We start from the raw sequence: 19,848 nt of genomic DNA on the forward strand, positions 1-19,848 counted from the left end.
ACATCTGCAAAACCCCCGTTAGTGATCCAGCATTTTTGTCCATTGAGTAAATAATATTTTCCGTCTGCCGAAAGCGTTGCAGTTGTTTTGGCTCCTAATGCGTCGCTGCCACTACCCGGTTCCGTTAGTCCGTATGAACCCTTCCATTCGCCTGTAGCCAATTTTGACACGTACTTCTTTTTCTGTTGTTCTGTTCGAAAATATAAAATGGGTGATGTGGCGATACCTGCATGTGCACTCATTGCCACACTGAAGGAGTAGCCACCTCCTAATCCTTCGCTTACCAGGGTAGAAGTAACGAAATCTTTGCCAAGACCATTTAACTCTTCCGGAACCGAAGCGCCCAATAAACCCTGTTCACCAGCTTTATCCATCAATGATGGCATAAGTCCCGGCTCCATTTTGTCAATGCGTTCAATGACAGGAAGAACCTCCGTCTGCAAGAACTGGTTACACATATCCCTAACCATCAGCTGTTCCTCAGTATAGTCTTCCGGGGTAAATGTTTCAAAAGCATTACCTTTTTTAACCAGCCATTCGCCACCTTTCAATAGTGAGGCTGTTGTTGTTGTGCTCATGATTTTAAATTTTATTAAGTGAATTGTATTTACAATTTTTATCAATCAGTTAAAGGGAGATTAGCAAGGTTATCATACACCTTCTGCAAAACCTCCTTTGCAATTTCAATTTGCCCGTTCGTTACACCATCCAACGCTTCGTTAAGTGTTTTATTTGCGAGTTCCATAGTTTTTTCCTGCAAATTCAACGCTTCTTTTGTTAAATAGATGAGGTTAATTCTGCGATCTTCTTTAGACGGAACTCTCTTTACCAGTTTTTGCTTCTCAAGGTTATCCACCAATCTTGTTATACTTGGCTTATCGCGAAAGGTGGCTTCACATAACTGTTGTTGGCTTTGGCCTTCCTGTTTCCACAAATGATACAACACACTCCATTGCTCAATGGTTATTTCCATTCCCGATTGCTTAAAATTTTTCTGTAGCCGCCGGGCAATTGCTGTAGATGCTTTGCCGGTAATAAAGCTGTATAATTCCCCTTTCTTAAATTGGTTGTTTGACATATAGTTGTTTATGCAACTACACAAAGTTAGAAATTCATTTGAATTCAAAAAATTTATTTTTGCTAACACTGTATTAAATAATTGTAAAATGCAGTAGTAAAGCTATTTCATGATTTTACAGGCGATTTCTCTTTTGCTGTTGGTTCCTTATACCATTCTCATTATCTATTACAGGCAAAGCTGGTTGCAACTGGAAACATTTGAAAAAACTGGAGAAAAAAATCATAAAAACACAACAACAGTTTCAGTTATTATTGCTGCAAGAAATGAACAAAAAAATATTGGCCTCTGTATTGAATCGATTCTGAAGCAAACTTATCCGGCGAATTTATTTGAAATTGTAGTTGTGGATGATCATTCAATTGATTCCACTGCTGCTATTGTCGATTCATTTAAACGAAACAATATCACCTTAATAAAACTTGCCGATTTTGAAGGAAGCAAAAACCTGAATTCTTATAAAAAAAAGGCAATTGAAACTGGTATTGGGTTGGCGAAAGGAAGCTTAATAGTAACTACTGATGCAGATTGCATAGTTCAGCAGGCGTGGCTTACTACAATCGCTTCTTATTTTGAAGAAACAGGTTCAGTTTTTATTGCGGCCCCCGTTACATATGCAGATCCGTCATCAAATGATTCATCGTTTAAAAAACTTTTTAAGATATTTCAGTCACTTGATTTTATGACACTACAGGGAATTACCGGCGCATCAGTTTATAAAAAAGTACACAACATGTGTAACGGCGCCAACCTGGCTTATGAAAAAAGTGCATTTCATAAAGTAAATGGATTTGAAGGTATCGACAATATCGCCAGTGGTGATGACATGTTGCTGATGCATAAAATTGAAAAGAAATATCCTGGTAAAATAGGGTATATAAAGTCTACTAACGTGATAGTACAAACGCAACCATCCGAAAATTTAAAAGAATTTATAAACCAGCGAGTTCGATGGGCGAGTAAAGCTGACAGGTACCCTGACCTAAAAATTACTACTGTTCTTTTCCTGGTATATTTCCTGAATGCATGGATATTTTTTCTGTCTGTTTATTCATTCTTATACCTGAAAGCTTTTTACTTATTATTGATTTTATTTGCAGTTAAAATAATTACAGAGCTATTATTTCTTTTTCCAGTAGCAAAATTTTTAGGAAAGCAAAAATTACTTTGGTGGTTCATTCCTTCTCAGCCATTTCATATTATTTATACGTTGGTTGCCGGATGGCTAGGTAAATTTGGATCTTATACCTGGAAAGAAAGAAAGGTACATTAACCATCGGTTGAAATAATATTAATAATGACGGAATCATTTTCCTTTTCACAAAATGCCTGGAAACGGCTAAAGAAAAATAAAGGCGCCATAATTGGTCTTGCAGTTATTTGCATTTGTGTGTTAATGGGAATTTTTGCCTATTTCATTTCACCAGATTCAACTCCCAATGCAGACAGGCAAGTTGTGGAGATACAGGCACGTAAACCTGGTTTCCGGCAATTATTTTTAAAAGTAAATAAAGAGAAAAAGATTTCTTCACCCGGGTTTCTTAACCGGTTATTGTTTGGTAAAGAAGACGAGTGCCTCTTCATTCCCATAAATAATTTTAAGGAAACAAGAGACTCCGTCATCATCCAAAAATATATTGATGAAGGCGTTGCGGAAAGGGAAAGCTGGTCGAAAAATTCTCTGCCGGAAAAAAACTTTATCGTTTCCAAAACTTTCTGGCTAGGCACAGATAAATTCGGGCGTGATATTTTAAGCCGCCTTATTGTGGGAGTTCGGGTAAGCCTCGCCGTTGGTCTTATAACTGTTCTCATTTCCCTCAGCATTGGAATTATTTTAGGCGCTGTGGCTGGCTATTTTGGAGGTAAAGTGGATAATATTATCATGTGGATGATTAATGTAATATGGAGTATGCCCACATTGCTTTTGGTATTTGGAATTACCTTATCATTGGGTAAAGGCTTCTGGCAAATATTTGTAGCTGTTGGGCTTACCATGTGGGTCAACGTTGCCAGAACGATAAGAGGACAAGTATTGGCGTTGCGTGAAATGGAATACATACAGGCTGCCAAGGCCCTGGGGCTCAAAAATATGAGAATTATTATTCGGCATATTTTACCAAATGTACTCGGGCCGGTTATTGTAATCGCTGCATCCAATTTTGCCAGCGCAATAATTATTGAGGCCGGGCTTAGTTTCCTTGGGGTAGGCGTACAACCTCCTACGCCAAGTTGGGGATTAATGATTAAAGAAAATTACAACTTCATCATCACTCACAATCCAACGCTGGCGCTTGCGCCGGGAATAGCCATTATGATTTTGGTACTTGCCTTCAATCTTCTCGGAAACGGGCTGAGGGATGCTTTAGATGTGAGAGGATAGCGGGAAACAAAACGTTAGTTGCCAGTAGCAAAACCCCACTTCGTTATATCTTCCACTCCGTTCTCAAAATATCAGCTAACATCTTTAGCTACCAATACACTCCGGTTGAAACTTTCTTCAAGAGAAATCAGAGTTTCAGTTCGCTCGATTCCTTTAATTTTTTGCAATTCGTCGTGCAACACATATCGGAGTTGGTTAATGTCTTTACAAACAATTTCGATATACATACTATAATTGCCAGTTGTATAATTGAGTCGTACAATTTCTGGAATTTTTTCAAGCTCAGTAGCTACCGAATCATATAGTGAACTTTTTTCGAGGAAGATTCCAACGAAAGCTGTGATATCATATCCCAACTGTTTTAAATTTACATTTAATTTTTTACCTTTAACTATGCCAAACTCTTCCAGCTTTTTTATACGAACATGAATTGTACCGCCGCTGACAAAGAGTTTTTTACCCAGTTCTGCATAAGGTGTTTCTGCATTTTGCAACATTTCCTGAATGATCTGAAGATCTAGTTTGTCGAGGTTTAACTTAGATGCCATAATAAGTTTCTATTTTAAATTAATTTTATAAAAATAAACAATTTATTGAATGATTTCTATATTTTATGTCAATTTATTAAAATATTTTTTTAATACGGCTTGTTATATTAGATTTGCACTATTAAGTTCTTAAAAATTGTGGGGTGATGAAATTTTTGGCAGACATGCCCTCTTGTCTCGGGGGTGAGGATAACAGGATAAACATAGCATAGAGCCGTTGTTTTAGAAATAAGACATCGACCAGGGTCGACCACTGAACTTTGTGCTACGGCTAACTGCCTCGTGGAGGTTCGATCCCTCCCCCTACAGCTTAAAAGCCTGTGAATTCATCTTCTCAGGCTTTTTTATTATAAGCTATTCCCTGGAGTGATTTAAGCTGCTCCTGCTTTAATCTGGAATTGAATTTTACTTACCAATTCATTAACGTCAAAAGGTTTTGCTATAAAATCATCGGCCTTGCAAAACTTTTGAATATCAGTGAAATTAGTATGCGCCGAAAACATGATGACTGGTATATCTTTTGTCTTCGGATTTTCTTTTAATTTATTGCAGACTTCAATGCCGTCGATTCCTGAAAGAAAAACATCAAGCAAAATTAGTTGAGGGCAAAATAATTTGGCTTTTGGAAGCACATCTTCACCTCTTGGCAGAGCCATTACATCGAATCCATATCTTTTAAGAACGGTTTCAACAACCCAGAGTATATCAGAATTGTCGTCTACAATTAATATCTTATCCATAGTTTTTGAACACTACAATAATTAAACCATTTCGTACACTTTAAAAATTATGATACATTTCCTCATTTTTCCCCAAAAACAGCTGGAAGGGTCCTGCCCTCAAATATTACCTCGCTAATATTAAATAATGACTTTTTATTTACTTTTTATCTTGTTAACTACTTAAATTTAAATAATTATTAAAAATATCTGTACTACCCTGATGCTATTTATCGCTATTTACCAAAAAATTATCTTTAGAGTTTAGAACCGAAAGATGTAAACAAGACGTTTACAGGTGGGAGAAAAATCAAATTGCTACGCCCCTTCACACAAGTGTTTCCTCAACGAAAGGGGAAGATATTCCGCACACGAGAAATAGACCAAAAGCGAGAAACTCAATTTCCAAAAAATCTTGCGCCCGGCTCAAGGAATGGAGGCTGATGAAAAGTTTATACCGACTTAACCTTATCGCCTCAGTTGAAGCCAAGCGATTAGTTTTTTAGTTCGTAGCCTACGGGCGCGATTAATCCCAACTGCTAGTCTAAAGGTATTACGACAAAAAAGTAGGTGTATTATTGCAAAGCCTGAAATGAATTGCTAAATTCAGACTACTGAACGCTACGCAAAAATTAAAAGTATTATATACCCAGCACTTCTTTCAACTTCATATACCCGGATTTACTCGCCTGCAATTTAGCGCCAGTATTGAGCAATACCATATGACTATCCTTTTCATACGCATCAATACGCGTTATAAGTTGGGTATTCAAGATGAAGGAACGATGTATTCTTACAAATTGATACGGCATGAGCGATTGCTCAAAAAAAGTCATAGTTCTCTTTTTTAAAAAAGAACCTTCAGCCGTAACTATTTTTACATAATCATCTGCCGCTTCGAGGTAGTGAATTTGATTTATGGGTATAATTTTTATTTTATTCCCATCTTTTACTACAACCCGGTTTTGCTGTCCGGGTGATTGTGCTGCTGTTTCAATCACAGGTTGCGCCGAAGACACGGCGGGCTTGTTCAAATATTTTTGTAAAGCTTTGTCAAAACGGTCTTTGCTGAATGGCTTAAGAAGATAATCAGTTACATTCAATTCAAAAGCTTTTATTGCAAATTCGTCGAATGCAGTTGTAAAGATTACTGCCGGCGGATTTTCTAAAAGTTCCAGCATTTCAAAACCATTTATCTTAGGCATTTGAATGTCCAGGAAAATAAGATCCGGCTCATGTTGGTTTATCGCCTTCATGCCTTCAAAGCCATCACTACATTCTGCAACTACATCAACGTCAGCATGCGATTGTAAATATTCTTTTACAATACTTCTTGCAAGGGGTTCGTCATCAATAATTATAACCTTCATATTAATTGTGGTATAAGTATAGTTGTAATAAAAAAAGATTCATTTTTTTCGGTTGTTAGCAAATCCTGTCTCGCAAACAAAAGAAATAATCTTCTTTGTATGGAAGTTAATCCAAAGCCGGTTCCTTTTAGTGGTTGAGAGGTTTCGGGATCAAATGGATTTCTCACTATAATTTTTAAATAGTTATTTTCTTTTGTTGCTTCTAACTTTATTAATACTTCACCGGTTGTATCATAGAGGCCAAACTTAATTGCATTTTCAACAACAGGCTGCAACAATAAAGATGGCAATTTTAGCAATGATGCTTCAGCAGTATAGATTATTTCTGTTTGCAGGCGATGCCCAAACCGAACCTTTTCTATATCAAGGTAAAGCCTGAGGTATTGTATTTCCTCATCTAAAGTACTCCATTGCTGATCATCTTTCTTCAGGGTTCCACGTAAAAAATCACTTAACTGTTGTATCATGTGTCTTGCCTTTTCGGGCTGACTTCCTGTAAGTGCACTTATCGAATTTAAGCTGTTGAACAAAAAATGCGGCTGCAACTGTTGCCGTAACTTAAATAGTTCTGCCTCTCTTGAGAGTCGCTCAGAATCTATTTTTCTTTCGTTGATAATTTGCTGTTCTTCCTGTGTGTACCAAAGCAACGCCATCATCGACATACATCCTATCAACAAAAATAAAATTCCAAAACGTATGCCTGTAGATTGTGTTAGCGATTGAATGTAGTTCGCATCATCTTTAAATATTAACCACAGCACACCCTTTGCAATTAATACACAAATGCCGCTTAAACCAATGCTTATTGTTAAAATGTACCAATATTTTTCACGCCGCGGCAAATAGTAACGCATATTATTGAGAACTAACAGGCAACTCCCGGTCAACAATAAGTTATTAACTATGGCATCAACAATTATTTCGACATCAGTGAGTTTAAAATTTCTCAATATGCTGGTCAACATAATTGAATAGATTATGCTTATAACAGACCAGCCTGTTATGCTTGCTGAAATTAATCTTCTATTCGATTTTGAGTTGACCAAGACCTTTAATTTAAAGGAAAGCTTTTCTCCATGCTGTTTTCAAGTATATGAGTTGCACGTTGCTTTGTAACCCGAATGTACCTGTCTGCTTCTTCCTCCTCGCAAATGCGTGAATATAACTCCGCCCCATCAATTAGTTCAGTTAATGGATGCAATTCCGAAACGTCAATAAATTCCCAATGCACGGGCTTATGAATACTATTTAAAAAATTATCTTCCTCCAGGTGGCCGGTCGTACGGGCTTTCTGAAAAGCATGTAAATCATCTTCAGCATGAACTAATCGCAATTGTTCATCAAACTGCGGAGTATGTTTTCCTTCGCCGCAAATAATTCTATATACTAATTTCGCAAGATACCATTTCATAATGTTGATTTTATAAATGATCGAATTGTAGTTATTGTTATTAGTGAAATAAATTAATAGTTCGTTACTTCAATACCTCCAAATACACATGTACCTTTTAAGAATAAAGTTTTGCCTGCATCCGGTGGTGTGTTGTTGAGACTTCGCTTATCCTCAATGCCCCCAAACACAGTTGTGACCTCGTTTTTAATATCCCAGTTAGAGGGAACAATTAATTTAGTTCCGCCGAAAACGTTATTAACCTCCAGTACCACAGGTTTTAAGATATCAGCCTTTGAAAGATTTAGTTCTGTACCGCCCATAAAGCTGTTTATCTCTCCGCCCTTGAAATTTTTTGATAAAATGATTTTTTTTACACCTCCCAAAACGGCATTAATTTCCACGTATTCACCGTTATCGGTGTCAGCATTATCGCTCCTGGTATCTGTAAAATGTTCTGTGGGTGGGATAATAACCGGTGAATGATAATAATCTATATCATCACGCCATTTTCTTCTGTACCTGTGACTCCAGGAATTTCTCGGCCTTAGGATATATATCAGCCCTACACCTATAAGTATTACCGGAAGAATATAATTATGAAAATTGAGCTCAGGGCTCGTCTGATCAAGTAAAAAAACACCTCCTATTACTATCATAATAAAAGCCCCCGGATTATGAAACCTGCTTTTAACCCCTGTTAGAAGTCCAATGGCAATTAATAAAACAGGCCAGGTAAAAACCCACCCCGGTATAGGTGCTCCCATCTTGTAACCCAACAACAAAACTCCTGCTATTAAAAGTATAACGCCACTCCACATGCGGGAACCCCTTGATCCGCCAAATTGATTTATATCATTTTTATCTTGTTCCATATACTATCCATTATTTATAGAACAAATGTAGGTACAAGTTTTATGCGTTAAAATAGTGTATAGGCTTGCATGAGGAAAAAGTCGGTAAATGATATAATACCGACGGCGAATGTTTGCATAAAACCGGGAATACCATTAATTATTAAAAAATCAGGCAAGAATAAAATCAGAGGTCGTCCCTTCTATAAAATATAACACAAAGCGGATACCTTATTTTTGCCATGATGGCTCAAAAAAAGTTACAAAGATTTAGCGAAATAAAAACCTTTGCAAATGTTCTGGAATATCCTGAAAACATGGCGGGGAATTGGAATAAGCATTTTGGTAATGAACTCCCGATTACCCTGGAACTTGCCTGTGGCAAGGGCGAATATGCGGTTGGTCTTGCACAATTGTACCAGCAAAGGAATTTTATTGGGGTTGATGTTAAAGGAAACCGCATTTGGGTTGGCGCCAAATATGCCCTTAAAAATAACTTAAACAACGTTGCTTTTCTGCGAACACAAATTCATAAAATAGACACTTATTTTACAAGGAACGAAATAGAAGAAATATGGATTACTTTTCCTGATCCACACTTGAGAATATCGAAAGCAAACAAAAGATTAACTCATCCGAGGTATCTTAAACTATACAAAAACATTTTAAAAACCGACGGTAAAATTCACCTAAAAACAGATTCGCCTGACTTATATAATTTTACAAAAACTGTTATTGACTTGTATAGGCTTACAATAAATTTGGATATTGACGATGTATATAACCAGGAAGAGATTTCTCCCGAATTGAATATTAAAACTTATTATGAAAGCCTTGACATAGCAAATAGCAAAAAGGTTTTTTATCTAAGTTTTTCTTTACCTGAAGTATTAATTGATAAAGACGATGAGCTTGATAATATTTTAAAGAAAAAAAATGAAAAGCAGTGACGATAATTTTATAGAGGGAATTCATTTTTATTACAACGAAAATAATTTTCTCGTATTCACTGAAAAGTATCATTTACAGCGAGGTTATTGTTGTGGCAATGGATGTAGGCATTGTCCTTACAATTATGAAAATGTATCGCAACCATTAAAAAGTAAATTGATTACAGAACAAAAAAATGTCAAAAAAAATAATTAAAACTATTCAGAAGGAATCACCGCGATCTACAACAAAACAATACAGTTTTTTTGAAGATGTCTATGCAGTAGTAAGGCAAATACCTAAAGGCAGAGTTACTTCTTATGGCGCAATTGCCAATTATTTGGGCACCAAACTTTCAGCCCGGATGGTTGGTTGGGCAATGAATGGGGCACATAACGTTAAACCAAAAGTTCCGGCCCATCGCGTTGTAAACCGGAACGGCATGTTAAGCGGTAAAGCACATTTCAGCACACCGACGCAAATGGAAGAATTATTATTAAAAGAAAAAATTAAAGTAGAAAAAGATACGGTTGTTGATTTTGAAAAATTATTTTGGGATCCGTATAGAGAATTGGGATTATAGCAAATGTTGTAGCATCATTTACTATAATAAGGACTTATCATTAAATAGACGGCAACGCCGGTTATCGCCACATAAAACCATATAGGCCATGTAATTCTTGCCAGTTTCATGTGCTTTCCATAATCTGCAGTTAAGGCCCGGTAAGCAGTAAATAAAATAAATGGGAGTATAATACCAGCCAGTGGAATGTGTGTCGCCAGAATAAAATAATAAACGTAACGCATCGTTCCGGCAAGTGATTTTTCATCTGCGCTTAAAATGCCGTCGTGATTGATGTCTCCATATTTAGTATCTCCTGCTAAAAGATGATGACAGATATAAGAAAGTAAAAAAAGTAATGAAAGAACAATAGCCGTTAACATCAGTTTTTTATGCAAAAAAAACTTTTTTCTTTTTACAGCAATTAACGCAGCCAACAATAATACTCCAACAATTGAATTGATAATTGCGTTTATGGTGGCAAAAATGTGTGGGTTAAAACTTAAGTGAATATTCAATTTTACTTCTGCCAGAAAAGCAACCGCCGCAAATACAATTATTGAAACAATCCAGATAATTATTTTTGCGCTTTTATCATTGCGCTGCAAAATTGGTTCTGGTAATATATTCTTTATAATTGCACTCATCTTCTTATTCTTGTTTAAAAAATCTATACCTAACTATTTTGAAAAAGGCTCTTTAGAAATTGGCCGAAAGTTCTCTTCCGGTCTTTCTCGAGCATCAGCAGGGGAATATCCTGGACCAGTTTTTTTTGCTCAGTTGTATCAAAGCCATTATACCAGCCTCTGATAACTCTTTGTTTATCGAGCAGGAAAAAATTTTCAGTATGTATGAAAGCAGTATCTACATTTGAATCTGCGATATCTGCCTTTATTTCGTTTATTGCAAAGTGATATATGCTATCGCGGTTACCGGTAACAACCCACCAACTATCAGGATCAACATTAAATCTCTCCGCCCATTTTCTTAATTCAGGAACTGAATCATGAACCGGATCCACTGAAACAGAAATAAATTGAACTATTGAATCATTTTTTACAAATGAGTTTTGTAATTTCTTCATTGCTTTCGCAAGTCGCGGACAAATGGAGGGACACCGGGTGAAGAAGAAATCCAGTACAATAATTTTTCCTTTCAAGTCGGCAAAAGAAACCTTTTTGCCAAACTGGTTGGTAAATTCAAGGTTACTTACATGGTGCCATGCTGTATCATAAATAGTTTTCCCGTTTTTCTGAGATACGCTTACGCTATCATAAAAATAACGACCGGGCATTTGAGTATCTCTCTTGCTATAGTAATTGGTTAATAAAAACCCGACTGCTGGCAATAATATAGCTAACATTAAAGCCAACAATGCTTTCTTTTTCATTGATAATATCTTTGTAAAACAAAATTAGCTATCACACAATGGCGATAGCTAATTAATATTTTTTTTAACTCAATAATAATTCGGCTTGTCAATTTTTTTCTCCCTCTTTCATCGCAGGAACCGGATGGTGCTGTACTTTTTCAATGTATGGACGACTTCCTGCATCAGTATTTCGCAAATTTTTGTAGCTATTCCCCTCGTATAAAAAAGTAAAAATAAACCATATAAAAAGTGTTGCCGGAATTCCAATAGACATAATCAGATTTCTCACTTCATCTCCCAAATGCATAAAAATAGAAATGATATAAAAAGCCTTTGCCAAAGTGAGAATACATATGACACCTTTAATGAATAAAATGAGCATTTCGCTGGGGTTAGCTTCCATGTCAATATAATAAACAGATAGGCCAAGGGCCAGTTCGACAATTGTAAGTATAAGTAATATCCAAAAAGCTTTCCATATTCTTTTAACCTGTGCTTCGCTGTGGCTTTCATCCATTACATGTACTGTTGTAACTGCACTCATATAATTTCTTTAATCTTTTAAACTAATATTATTATTTTCTCAGGAAATTAAATCAAATAAAAACAAAGGAAAACAAACACCCATACCAGGTCTACAAAATGCCAGTAAAGACCGGCTTTTTCGATCATTTCATAGTGGCCACGCTTTTGAAAATCGCCCCGGTTTGTTTTTATAAGCATTACAAGATTTATAACGACACCGCTAAACACGTGAAAACCGTGAAAACCGGTAATGCCAAAGAAATAACCACCAAATGCAACCGGCCCGGGTGTAGCTACCAGGTGCCCATTATACATAACCTGCGGGCCCCACGGATTGTGACTCGTAGTGGTTCCCCAGTATTGTATAGCGCCATCCACTAAAACTTCATGACGACTTGTAATAAGATGTGTCCATTCCCAGGCCTGGCAACTTAAGAACGCGATTCCACCAAGTATCGTTAATATCATCCATTTCTCTACACCCAATTTATTCATCTTATGTCCTTCATGTACCGCCAATACCATCGTTACAGAACTGAAAATAAGAATAAAGGTCATCAAGCTAACAAATGCAAGAGGAAGATTTGCCTCGCCGGTGAAAGGAAATTTGTTGAAAACATAATTGTGGTCAACCCAACTGTTAAGGCTAAAACGTATGGAGCCGTAGGATATTAAAAATGCGCCAAAAGTGAATGAATCACTCATTAAAAAATACCACATCATGAGTTTGCCATAACTCACGTTGAAAGGGCTTTTGCCACCGCTCCATATTTGTGACTTGGTTCTTGTCAGGGCTGTTTCCATTTATTAATCGTTAAAAGATTGTTACAAAAATAAATTAATTGTTCAATTATTGTAGTGTTTTATTATTTATAAAAAACGCCTGCAGCACTTAACTCTTATCATCGAATTACGGATAAAAAGATAAACAAATAGATCCATAGAAGATCAACAAAATGCCAATAGGTATTCATGAGATCGACGGGGACCATATTATAATTTTTTACTCTGACGCTGAACGCTTTGATTAATACAATTACCAATGCTATGATTCCCCCAATCACGTGCAATGCGTGCAGGCCAACAATTATATACAAAAAAGAAAAGGAAACATTCTTCGTAAGCGTTACACCACTTCGCCATAATTGTGTGAAGCCCATATATTGCATAAAAACAAATGCCATTCCCAATACCAAAGTAACGGCAAGCCATAGCCTGTATTGCTTCATTTCTCTTTGCCTGAAATAATTGCGGCTAATGATAATAGTTATGCTGCTGATAATAATTACGGCAGTTGAATACCAAAAAATTATGGGTAAGTCAAAAGTGATCCAATTGGCCAGGTTACGTTTTATAATGTATGCGCTTGTGAATGCAGCAAACATCATTACAATGCTGGCCAGGGCAATCCACAAAGTGAATTTGTGCGGATGTATCCTTGTTTTTTCCTGCTTCATTACGGCTATCATAAATTATCTTTCGTTCTTAGTAATTTCAATTTTTTAGTTCTTCATCATTTTTTCCGCTTGCTTATATCTTGTCGAATAAAAGCGACAAGAAAACAACTACGAGGTAAAAATATGATCCAAACATTACCCTCCGCGCCGCTTGAACGTTCATTCGCATAAACAACATGACGCTTAAGTACACCATCGTAAGATTGCACGCCAGCAAAATCCATAGAGAGATATTTCCACTTATCTGAAAATAAAAGGGCAACATCCCAACCGGTATCATCAGCATCGAATAAATAACTGACTGCAATGCCGTAAATTTTGTTGGCCCTTCTCTTCCCGGTAAAAGTTTAAAGCCGGCCTTTTCATAGTCTTTATGAGCAACCCACGCTATAGCCCAAAAATGTGGAAACTGCCATATAAATTGTATTCCAAATAATACCCACCCTCCAGGGCCAAATCGTCCCGTTCCTGCAACCCATCCAATTAAGCAAGGCAATGCTCCTGGAAATGCACCAACTAAAACTGAAATTGAATTTATCTTTTTTAACGGCGTATAAACAAAAGCATACAAAAGCAAGCTAAATAAACTTAGTACTGCGCTGAGAAAATTAAAATACTGCCACATTAACAGAGAGCCTGCAAATCCTGCAATAATAGCAAAAGTCCAGGCTTCGTTTACGCTCATTCTACCTGCACTTACTGGCCGATTCGCTGTTCGCCTCATCAAAGCGTCTGTATCTTTTTCCTCTATTTGATTAATGGCGTTTGCCGAACCTGTTATCAACATTCCAGCAACAAATAATAAAAGAACTGATTGCAAATTAAATTGCACATTTGGCGAAAGCAGGTAACAAACTACACAGCTAAATACAACCGTGAAACTCAAAGTAAATTTTACGAGCTGAAAGTAATCTTTCACCTTACTAGCAAGTGCGAACGAAGTTGAATTTGGTACACTGGTTGCCACATTATTCATCTATAAATTCATTTTAAAAAGCCCTGATTTTTTCAGGGCATAATTATAAGTTTCAAAATACATCCGCATTAATTGTATGCCTGAAATATCAATGCCGGTGTTCATCTGCTCCTACCGGTTCTGTTTGCGGAATATGATCTCTTTCATCCTTACCATAATCATAAGCCCAACGATGAACTTCAGGAATTTCGCCGGGCCAGTTTCCGTGTAAATGCTTAATGGGAGTTGTCCATTCAAGTGTGTTAGCGCCCCATGGATTTTTGGTAGTAACTTTTCTTCCTTTAAATATGGAGTAAAAGAAATTAAATATGAACAGTAACTGAACTGAAAAAACTATTAATGCTACAATACTTATAAATTCATTGAGGCCGCCAAACATTTTGAACGATTCCCAATTACTAAAGTCATAATAACGCCTGGGCATACCCGCTAATCCCTCATAGTGCATCGGCCAGAATATGGAATAGGCACCGACTATCGTGACCCAAAAATGAATGTAGGCAAGGGTATTATTCATATACCTTCCAAACATTTTCGGATACCAATGATAAATTCCCGCAAACATTCCAAACATAGAGGCTACACCCATCACGAGATGGAAATGGGCTATTACGAAGTATGTATCATGAAGCGAAATATCTAAAGAAGAGTTGCCCAAAAATATTCCGGTTAATCCTCCTGAAATAAATAAACTTACAAAGCCTATGGCAAAAAGCATGGCTGGCGTAAATCTTATATTTCCTTTCCATAATGTAGTAAGCCAGTTAAATACTTTAATTGCAGAAGGAACTGCTATGAGTAACGTGAGTAATACAAAAAATGAACCTAAGAATGGATTGAGCCCTGTTACAAACATGTGATGCGCCCAAACCATAAACGATAGCGCAGCGATTGCAAAAAAAGATCCCACCATGGCCATGTAACCAAATATGGGTTTCCTTGAATTGACTGAAATTACTTCAGATGTTATGCCCATTGCTGGTAATGCAATAATATAAACTTCAGGATGGCCCAAAAACCAAAATAAGTGTTGAAATAAAATGGGGCTTCCTCCTTCATTGGGAAGGATTTTCCCATTTACATAAATATCACTTAGGAAGAAACTGGTTCCTAAATGGCGATCAAACAGCAGTAATACAGCTCCTGATAATAATACAGGAAAAGATAGTACTCCCAATACTGCAGTAAAGAAGAACGCCCAAATGGTAAGCGGCAATCTTGTCATGCTCATTCCCTTGGTACGCATATTAAGTATTGTGGCTATATAATTCAATCCTCCAAGCAATACCGATATTATAAACATAGCAATACTCGTCAACCAAAGGTCCATACCTATTTTTGCGCCATCTGATGCGTCTCCCAAAGCACTCAGTGGGGGATAGATTGTCCATCCACCACTTGCAGGACCAGTTTGCACAAATAATGATGAAAACATTATTACAGACGATATAAAGAAAAACCAATAAGAAAGCATGTTTAAAAATGGCCACGCCATATCCCTGGCACCGACCTGCAATGGAATAAGCAGGTTTGAAAATGTGCCGCTCAATCCTGCCGTTAACACGAAAAATACAAGGATAGTTCCATGCATGGTAACGAGTGCATAATAAAATTCAGGATCAATTTTGCCTCCCTTTCCCCAGTGGCCTAAAATATCTTCAAGAAACGGAAAAGTCTGATCAGGATAGCCTAATTGAAATCGAAATATTACGGAAAATAAACCGCCAACCACGGCCCAGATTATTCCCGTAATAAGAAATTGTTTTGAGATCATTTTATGATCCTGGCTAAAGACATACTTGGTGATAAAAGTTTCTTTGTGATGATGTACGTGCGCTTCGTGGCCAAGGTCATGTACTATCGTTGGAGTGCCGTGAATAATTTCTTCTTTGTCCATAATAGGTATCTTTTTTAAAGCCGGGGCTTAAAATTTTATTTCTTAATATTCTGAGCTACGCTTTTGGTAGTGGAATCATGAGCCGCAATCTTATCGGGGTCCAAGTCCGGGAAAGCTTTATAATATTCAGGTTTTTGGCTGGCCATATAGGCATCAAATTCTTCCTGGGTTTCAACAACAATTACTCCACGCATTGTATAATGTCCTCTTCCACATAGCTGGTCACAGGCTATTTCATAAACAAAATCGGGATTACCCGTTCTGGTCTTCATTTGTTCAGTAGTATAAATTGGCGTAAACCATAATGTTGTGGGCGTTCCGGGAACGGCGTCCATCTTCATACGAAAGTGAGGAAGGCCAACATCATGTATCACATCCTGGGAATTAATTACCAATTTTACCGGTTTATTTACTACAACATGCATCGTTGTTGCCACGTGTATATCATCATGACTCGCTGCGTCTGACCAGTCAACACCTAATGGATTTCCTTTAGCCGGATCCGTTAGCTTGTAATTTTTTCTACCCAAAACTCCATCTTTTCCGGGATAGCGAATTTCCCATCCAAACTGATGTCCGGTTATCTCCACTAATTGCGAACCCCTGGGCGCATCGGAAGTAAATTTGAACCAATATTTCAATCCAAAAACAATCAGTACTGTTAACACAATTGCCGGAATACCTGTCCAGATTAATTCAAGTTTATTGGAGTGTGTGAAATACAGAGCTTTCCTTTTATCGCTTTCCTGATACCTGAACGCAAACCAAAATAATAAGATCTGGGTTATAAAAAATACAGCTCCCGTTACTCCAATTGTAATCCACAGCATTGTGTCTATATTTTGCCCTTCTGAAGATGCTGCTCCCTGTGGAAATAGAGTTTTAGGATAATATAATTTATTGCAGTACCATACTCCTATAAGACCCGCGATTAGAAAGGCGATCATGAAAAATCCGTTTATTTTGTTGTTCTGTTTCCTGGATTTTTCTTCACCCTTCAAAATGCTTACATATTCACTCGCTTTTGAAATCTGGAAGATAACCAGAAAAATCAGCACAATGATCGCTATCAAAAAAAAGTCAGTCATGTTTCTTAATTTTCCCCAATGTTGCCATTAAAGGCAAATGCAAAGGTACTTTTTGAATTATTTTATTTTTTATTATTTGCCCGATTTTCTTCCCGGTTTTAATTTATTCTATTTTATTTTTTCAATAAACAAATTCTTTAAAATCACACTTTTATTTTTATGTATGATGTATAATACTTTCTTTAAGAAAGGGATGATTCATAGGCGTCATGGGTACTTTTGATGCAAACCTGCTTACGCCCCACATAATAAAACCAATAAAACCTAATGGAATCCCAAATTCAAACCAACTTAAATGAGGATTATTTTTTACCGTGCCCGGCATTATCATCAGGTAAAAATCTATCCAGTGTCCAAAAATAAGGAGCACACACATAAAAGTTACGATCGTATAATTTCTTTTGGTTACCCTCTTCATAAATATCAGGAAAGGACACAAAAAATTTAAAACGAGGTTTAAATAAAATAGTCCTTCATAAATTCCCTGCAGTCGCGATTTAAAATATATAGTTTCTTCCGGAACGTTTCCATACCATATTAACATGAACTGATCGAACCACAAGTAAGTCCACAAAATGGAAAATGCAAACATAAATTTACCCAGATCTTGCAAATGTTCTTGTGTAACAAATTCAAGCTGACCCTGGTTTTTAAAGTAAATGACAAATATGGTGATAAGCGCCACTCCCGAAACAAAGACACTTCCAAACGTGTACCAGCTAAACATCGTACTGAACCAATGAGCATCAATACTCATTATCCATAGCCATGGAATGATTGAGCCGACAGATAAACCAAAGGACACAATATATATTGCGGCCCAAAAGAAATTTTTGCTCATCCATTTTTTACCTGTCTCATAATCCATAGTACCCATCTCATCACTTTCTCTGCTAAAGTCTCTCAATTTTTTACTTACCAATATCCAAATACCCATAAATAAAAGTGAGGCAATGGAATAAAATACAGGATTTAGAAAACCCGATTTACCTTTAAGCACCTTATCATGGCTTACCAGTTCCTTATCGAGCCATGGATAAATATCTCCGCGATGCCCAAAAACTATACTAAATAAAATTATTAACGTGAGAATGGCCATTAGTGGCACTACTGATGAAAGTGCTTCTGAAACTCTGCGGAAGGCTGTCTGCCAACCTGACATCGCCAATATACAAATGACCATGAAAAAAGTTGCTATATTAAGGAGAAAGAGCCAAAATAATCCATTCTGAAGTAACACCGCCCAAAAACGGGTACTATTTAAATTACCTCCATGCGATCCGGCCGCGGGATTTAAGAAGATTACACCCAATATTAAAGTAAGCAATCCGGCAACCATAAATCCTACATAAAACTTCTTATATATTGCAGGTGTTACATACTGATTGTTCATTAAAAAATTATTTTTAGAATTAAGCTTTATTTTTTCACAGTCGCCGAATCTTTAACCGGGCCGCTTCCCTTCTTGGTAGAATCGGTAGTTTCGCTTCCTTGCAATTGCTGTGATTTTACATATTGCAATACCATCCATCTTTGCTTTTTTGTTAATTGAGATGCATAACTTCCCATGTTGTTCTTGCCATAAGTAATAGAATAAAACATGGTACCAATAGGCATATCCACATATTGTTTCAATGTTAAATTTGCAACAGCAGGTATTTTTCCGCCGGTAGATAAAGGGCCTTGCGCATCCAATTTAGGACCATGGCAGATAGCACAATTAATATTAAACAATCTATGCGCTTCTGACATTTGTATTGAGTCAAGCAGAGGTAAAGGATCCTTAAGGTCTTTACTCATTGCATAGCCTGCAGAATCTTTTGTAAGGGTAAAAGGTAATAAGTCACCTCTTCTTATGGTGCCTTCAACAGGATATTGGATATAATTTATGTTTTCGTCTTTCAAATTATTGGGAGCATACGCTTCATAAGCACGGCTATAGGTCATGTCCGGCATATATATTTTGCCAGGTTCACGCTTGCTATCACAGCTTTCGAAAACTGTTGCCAATGTCGCCATTAATAAAAAAGCCAAAAGAATTTTTATTTTTTTCATACTTCAAAAATAATGTCCAACCAATTTTAATTTAATCCCCAAAAAACTTTTAATACTCACTAATATCCTACTTCTTCCGTTTTATACAATTTTTGTTCTCTGTCGTAGCGGCCAAACCACCATCCATCTTCAGCCTCCTGAACATTTATTTCCTGTGCGCCATTACTTTGCAAAAAACTTTGCACTTCAACTTCATTTGTTTTTTCTGTGCATTCAATTACCATCACCATAAGGTCGTCTGTTGCCCTTAGGTGAAAATGATGCTTTTTTACGCCGGGCATCATTTTACACAGCCAGCAAAACGTCATCACCATACCCACTGCCGATAATAAAACTGTAAGTTCAAAGGTAATAGGTATAAATGCAGGTAATGGGAAATGGGGTTTACCACCGATATTCAATGGCCAATCTGTAGTAAAAATCCAGCCCATACCCCCAATGGCAATGGTAGTTCCCGTCATTCCAAAAATGAAACCGACTGTGTGCAAGCTGGTTTCTCTCAATCCCATAGCATGATCAAGCCCATGAACGGGAAAAGGAGTGTATACATCATGAATTTTGTACCCGGATCTTCTTACATTTTTAACTGCAGGAAATAAAACTTTTTCATCTTCAAAACAACCTACTACAAATTTTTTTCTCATATA

At 36.8% G+C, this 19,848-nt stretch carries 24 protein-coding genes; 5 read left to right on the forward strand and 19 right to left on the reverse strand.

Translation table 11 applies throughout. From position 1 onward, the window contains the following. Positions 1-578 (reverse strand): acyl-CoA dehydrogenase family protein (locus ACO1O5_RS21925; protein WP_486274105.1); only part of this gene is annotated, 578 nt, incomplete at its 3' end. 41 nt (positions 579-619) lie between these two features. Next, positions 620-1,078: a MarR family winged helix-turn-helix transcriptional regulator gene (locus ACO1O5_RS21930; protein ID WP_486274107.1), complete on the reverse strand. Its 459-nt coding sequence runs from the start codon at positions 1,076-1,078 to the stop codon at positions 620-622. Between the two features lie 109 nt (positions 1,079-1,187). Here ACO1O5_RS21930 and ACO1O5_RS21935 point away from each other — a divergent pair, with 109 nt between their 5' ends. Both ACO1O5_RS21935 and ACO1O5_RS21940 read left to right on the forward strand, forming a co-directional pair. Beyond that, on the forward strand, positions 1,188-2,351 hold the full coding sequence (locus tag ACO1O5_RS21935; RefSeq protein ID WP_486274109.1) for a glycosyltransferase: 1,164 nt from the start codon (positions 1,188-1,190) through the stop codon (positions 2,349-2,351). 24 nt (positions 2,352-2,375) lie between these two features. Continuing rightward, positions 2,376-3,458: an ABC transporter permease gene (locus ACO1O5_RS21940; RefSeq protein ID WP_486274111.1), complete on the forward strand. Its 1,083-nt coding sequence runs from the start codon at positions 2,376-2,378 to the stop codon at positions 3,456-3,458. 71 nt (positions 3,459-3,529) lie between these two features. Here the strand turns inward: ACO1O5_RS21940 and ACO1O5_RS21945 are convergent, their stop codons facing one another. From ACO1O5_RS21945 to ACO1O5_RS21970, 6 genes are all read right to left on the reverse strand, one after another. Then, a complete protein-coding gene (locus tag ACO1O5_RS21945) occupies positions 3,530-4,006 on the reverse strand; it encodes an Lrp/AsnC ligand binding domain-containing protein (protein WP_486274113.1) in 477 nt (158 codons plus the stop codon). Between the two features lie 371 nt (positions 4,007-4,377). Then, the gene (locus ACO1O5_RS21950; protein ID WP_486274114.1) at positions 4,378-4,746 is read right to left on the reverse strand and encodes a response regulator; all 369 of its coding nucleotides are present in this window, start codon (positions 4,744-4,746) and stop codon (positions 4,378-4,380) included. A 620-nt stretch (positions 4,747-5,366) separates the two neighbouring features. Continuing rightward, complete coding sequence (locus ACO1O5_RS21955) at positions 5,367-6,095, reverse strand: LytR/AlgR family response regulator transcription factor (RefSeq protein WP_486274116.1); 729 nt, start codon at positions 6,093-6,095, stop codon at positions 5,367-5,369. Continuing rightward, positions 6,092-7,060: a sensor histidine kinase gene (locus ACO1O5_RS21960; RefSeq protein WP_486274118.1), complete on the reverse strand. Its 969-nt coding sequence runs from the start codon at positions 7,058-7,060 to the stop codon at positions 6,092-6,094. The genes ACO1O5_RS21955 and ACO1O5_RS21960 overlap by 4 nt, the downstream gene beginning before the upstream one ends. A gap of 86 nt (positions 7,061-7,146) precedes the next feature. Continuing rightward, the gene (locus ACO1O5_RS21965) at positions 7,147-7,506 is read right to left on the reverse strand and encodes a DUF4288 domain-containing protein (RefSeq protein WP_486274119.1); all 360 of its coding nucleotides are present in this window, start codon (positions 7,504-7,506) and stop codon (positions 7,147-7,149) included. Positions 7,507-7,559: 53 nt separating this feature from the next. Continuing rightward, complete coding sequence (locus tag ACO1O5_RS21970) at positions 7,560-8,360, reverse strand: LiaF transmembrane domain-containing protein (RefSeq protein ID WP_486274121.1); 801 nt, start codon at positions 8,358-8,360, stop codon at positions 7,560-7,562. Positions 8,361-8,581: 221 nt separating this feature from the next. Here ACO1O5_RS21970 and trmB point away from each other — a divergent pair, with 221 nt between their 5' ends. From trmB to ACO1O5_RS21985, 3 genes are read left to right on the forward strand one after another with little or no spacing between them, the layout of a single operon-like run. After that, positions 8,582-9,289 (forward strand): tRNA (guanosine(46)-N7)-methyltransferase TrmB, encoded by a 708-nt coding sequence (trmB, locus tag ACO1O5_RS21975; RefSeq protein WP_486274123.1) that lies wholly within the window; start codon positions 8,582-8,584, stop codon positions 9,287-9,289. Next, positions 9,276-9,485, forward strand: a complete 210-nt coding sequence (locus ACO1O5_RS21980; protein WP_486274125.1) for a C1orf53 family protein — start codon at positions 9,276-9,278, stop codon at positions 9,483-9,485. Before trmB ends, ACO1O5_RS21980 begins: the two co-directional genes overlap by 14 nt. Continuing rightward, entirely contained in the window at positions 9,466-9,852 is a 387-nt protein-coding gene (locus ACO1O5_RS21985; RefSeq protein ID WP_486274127.1) for an MGMT family protein, read from the forward strand. Before ACO1O5_RS21980 ends, ACO1O5_RS21985 begins: the two co-directional genes overlap by 20 nt. 14 nt (positions 9,853-9,866) lie before the next feature. On the opposite strand, the gene ACO1O5_RS21990 is transcribed toward ACO1O5_RS21985, so the two are convergent. From ACO1O5_RS21990 to ACO1O5_RS22040, 11 genes are all read right to left on the reverse strand, one after another. Continuing rightward, positions 9,867-10,478, reverse strand: coding sequence for a DUF420 domain-containing protein (locus ACO1O5_RS21990; protein WP_486274129.1), 612 nt, complete (start codon positions 10,476-10,478; stop codon positions 9,867-9,869). A 29-nt stretch (positions 10,479-10,507) separates the two neighbouring features. Beyond that, the gene (locus ACO1O5_RS21995) at positions 10,508-11,221 is read right to left on the reverse strand and encodes an SCO family protein (RefSeq protein WP_486274131.1); all 714 of its coding nucleotides are present in this window, start codon (positions 11,219-11,221) and stop codon (positions 10,508-10,510) included. An 88-nt stretch (positions 11,222-11,309) separates the two neighbouring features. Then, positions 11,310-11,747: a cytochrome C oxidase subunit IV family protein gene (locus ACO1O5_RS22000; RefSeq protein ID WP_486274133.1), complete on the reverse strand. Its 438-nt coding sequence runs from the start codon at positions 11,745-11,747 to the stop codon at positions 11,310-11,312. Between the two features lie 47 nt (positions 11,748-11,794). Next, a complete protein-coding gene (locus tag ACO1O5_RS22005; protein WP_486274134.1) occupies positions 11,795-12,532 on the reverse strand; it encodes a cytochrome c oxidase subunit 3 in 738 nt (245 codons plus the stop codon). Between the two features lie 98 nt (positions 12,533-12,630). Next, the gene (locus ACO1O5_RS22010; protein ID WP_486274136.1) at positions 12,631-13,197 is read right to left on the reverse strand and encodes a cytochrome c oxidase subunit 3; all 567 of its coding nucleotides are present in this window, start codon (positions 13,195-13,197) and stop codon (positions 12,631-12,633) included. A gap of 61 nt (positions 13,198-13,258) precedes the next feature. Then, positions 13,259-14,161: a heme o synthase gene (gene cyoE, locus ACO1O5_RS22015; RefSeq protein ID WP_486274138.1), complete on the reverse strand. Its 903-nt coding sequence runs from the start codon at positions 14,159-14,161 to the stop codon at positions 13,259-13,261. Between the two features lie 88 nt (positions 14,162-14,249). Then, positions 14,250-16,058 carry a cytochrome c oxidase subunit I gene (locus tag ACO1O5_RS22020; protein ID WP_486274140.1) on the reverse strand — a complete coding sequence of 603 codons (1,809 nt, stop codon included), beginning with the start codon at positions 16,056-16,058 and terminating at the stop codon, positions 14,250-14,252. Between the two features lie 35 nt (positions 16,059-16,093). Continuing rightward, positions 16,094-17,146, reverse strand: a complete 1,053-nt coding sequence (locus tag ACO1O5_RS22025) for a cytochrome c oxidase subunit II (RefSeq protein ID WP_486274141.1) — start codon at positions 17,144-17,146, stop codon at positions 16,094-16,096. A 157-nt stretch (positions 17,147-17,303) separates the two neighbouring features. Next, positions 17,304-18,539, reverse strand: a complete 1,236-nt coding sequence (locus tag ACO1O5_RS22030; protein ID WP_486274143.1) for a quinol:cytochrome C oxidoreductase — start codon at positions 18,537-18,539, stop codon at positions 17,304-17,306. Positions 18,540-18,565: 26 nt separating this feature from the next. Further along, entirely contained in the window at positions 18,566-19,201 is a 636-nt protein-coding gene (locus tag ACO1O5_RS22035) for a c-type cytochrome (protein WP_486274145.1), read from the reverse strand. 59 nt (positions 19,202-19,260) lie between these two features. Then, the gene (locus ACO1O5_RS22040; RefSeq protein WP_486274147.1) at positions 19,261-19,845 is read right to left on the reverse strand and encodes a DUF3341 domain-containing protein; all 585 of its coding nucleotides are present in this window, start codon (positions 19,843-19,845) and stop codon (positions 19,261-19,263) included. Positions 19,846-19,848: the final 3 nt, after the last annotated feature.

The sequence above is a fragment of the Ginsengibacter sp. genome (assembly GCF_057362405.1).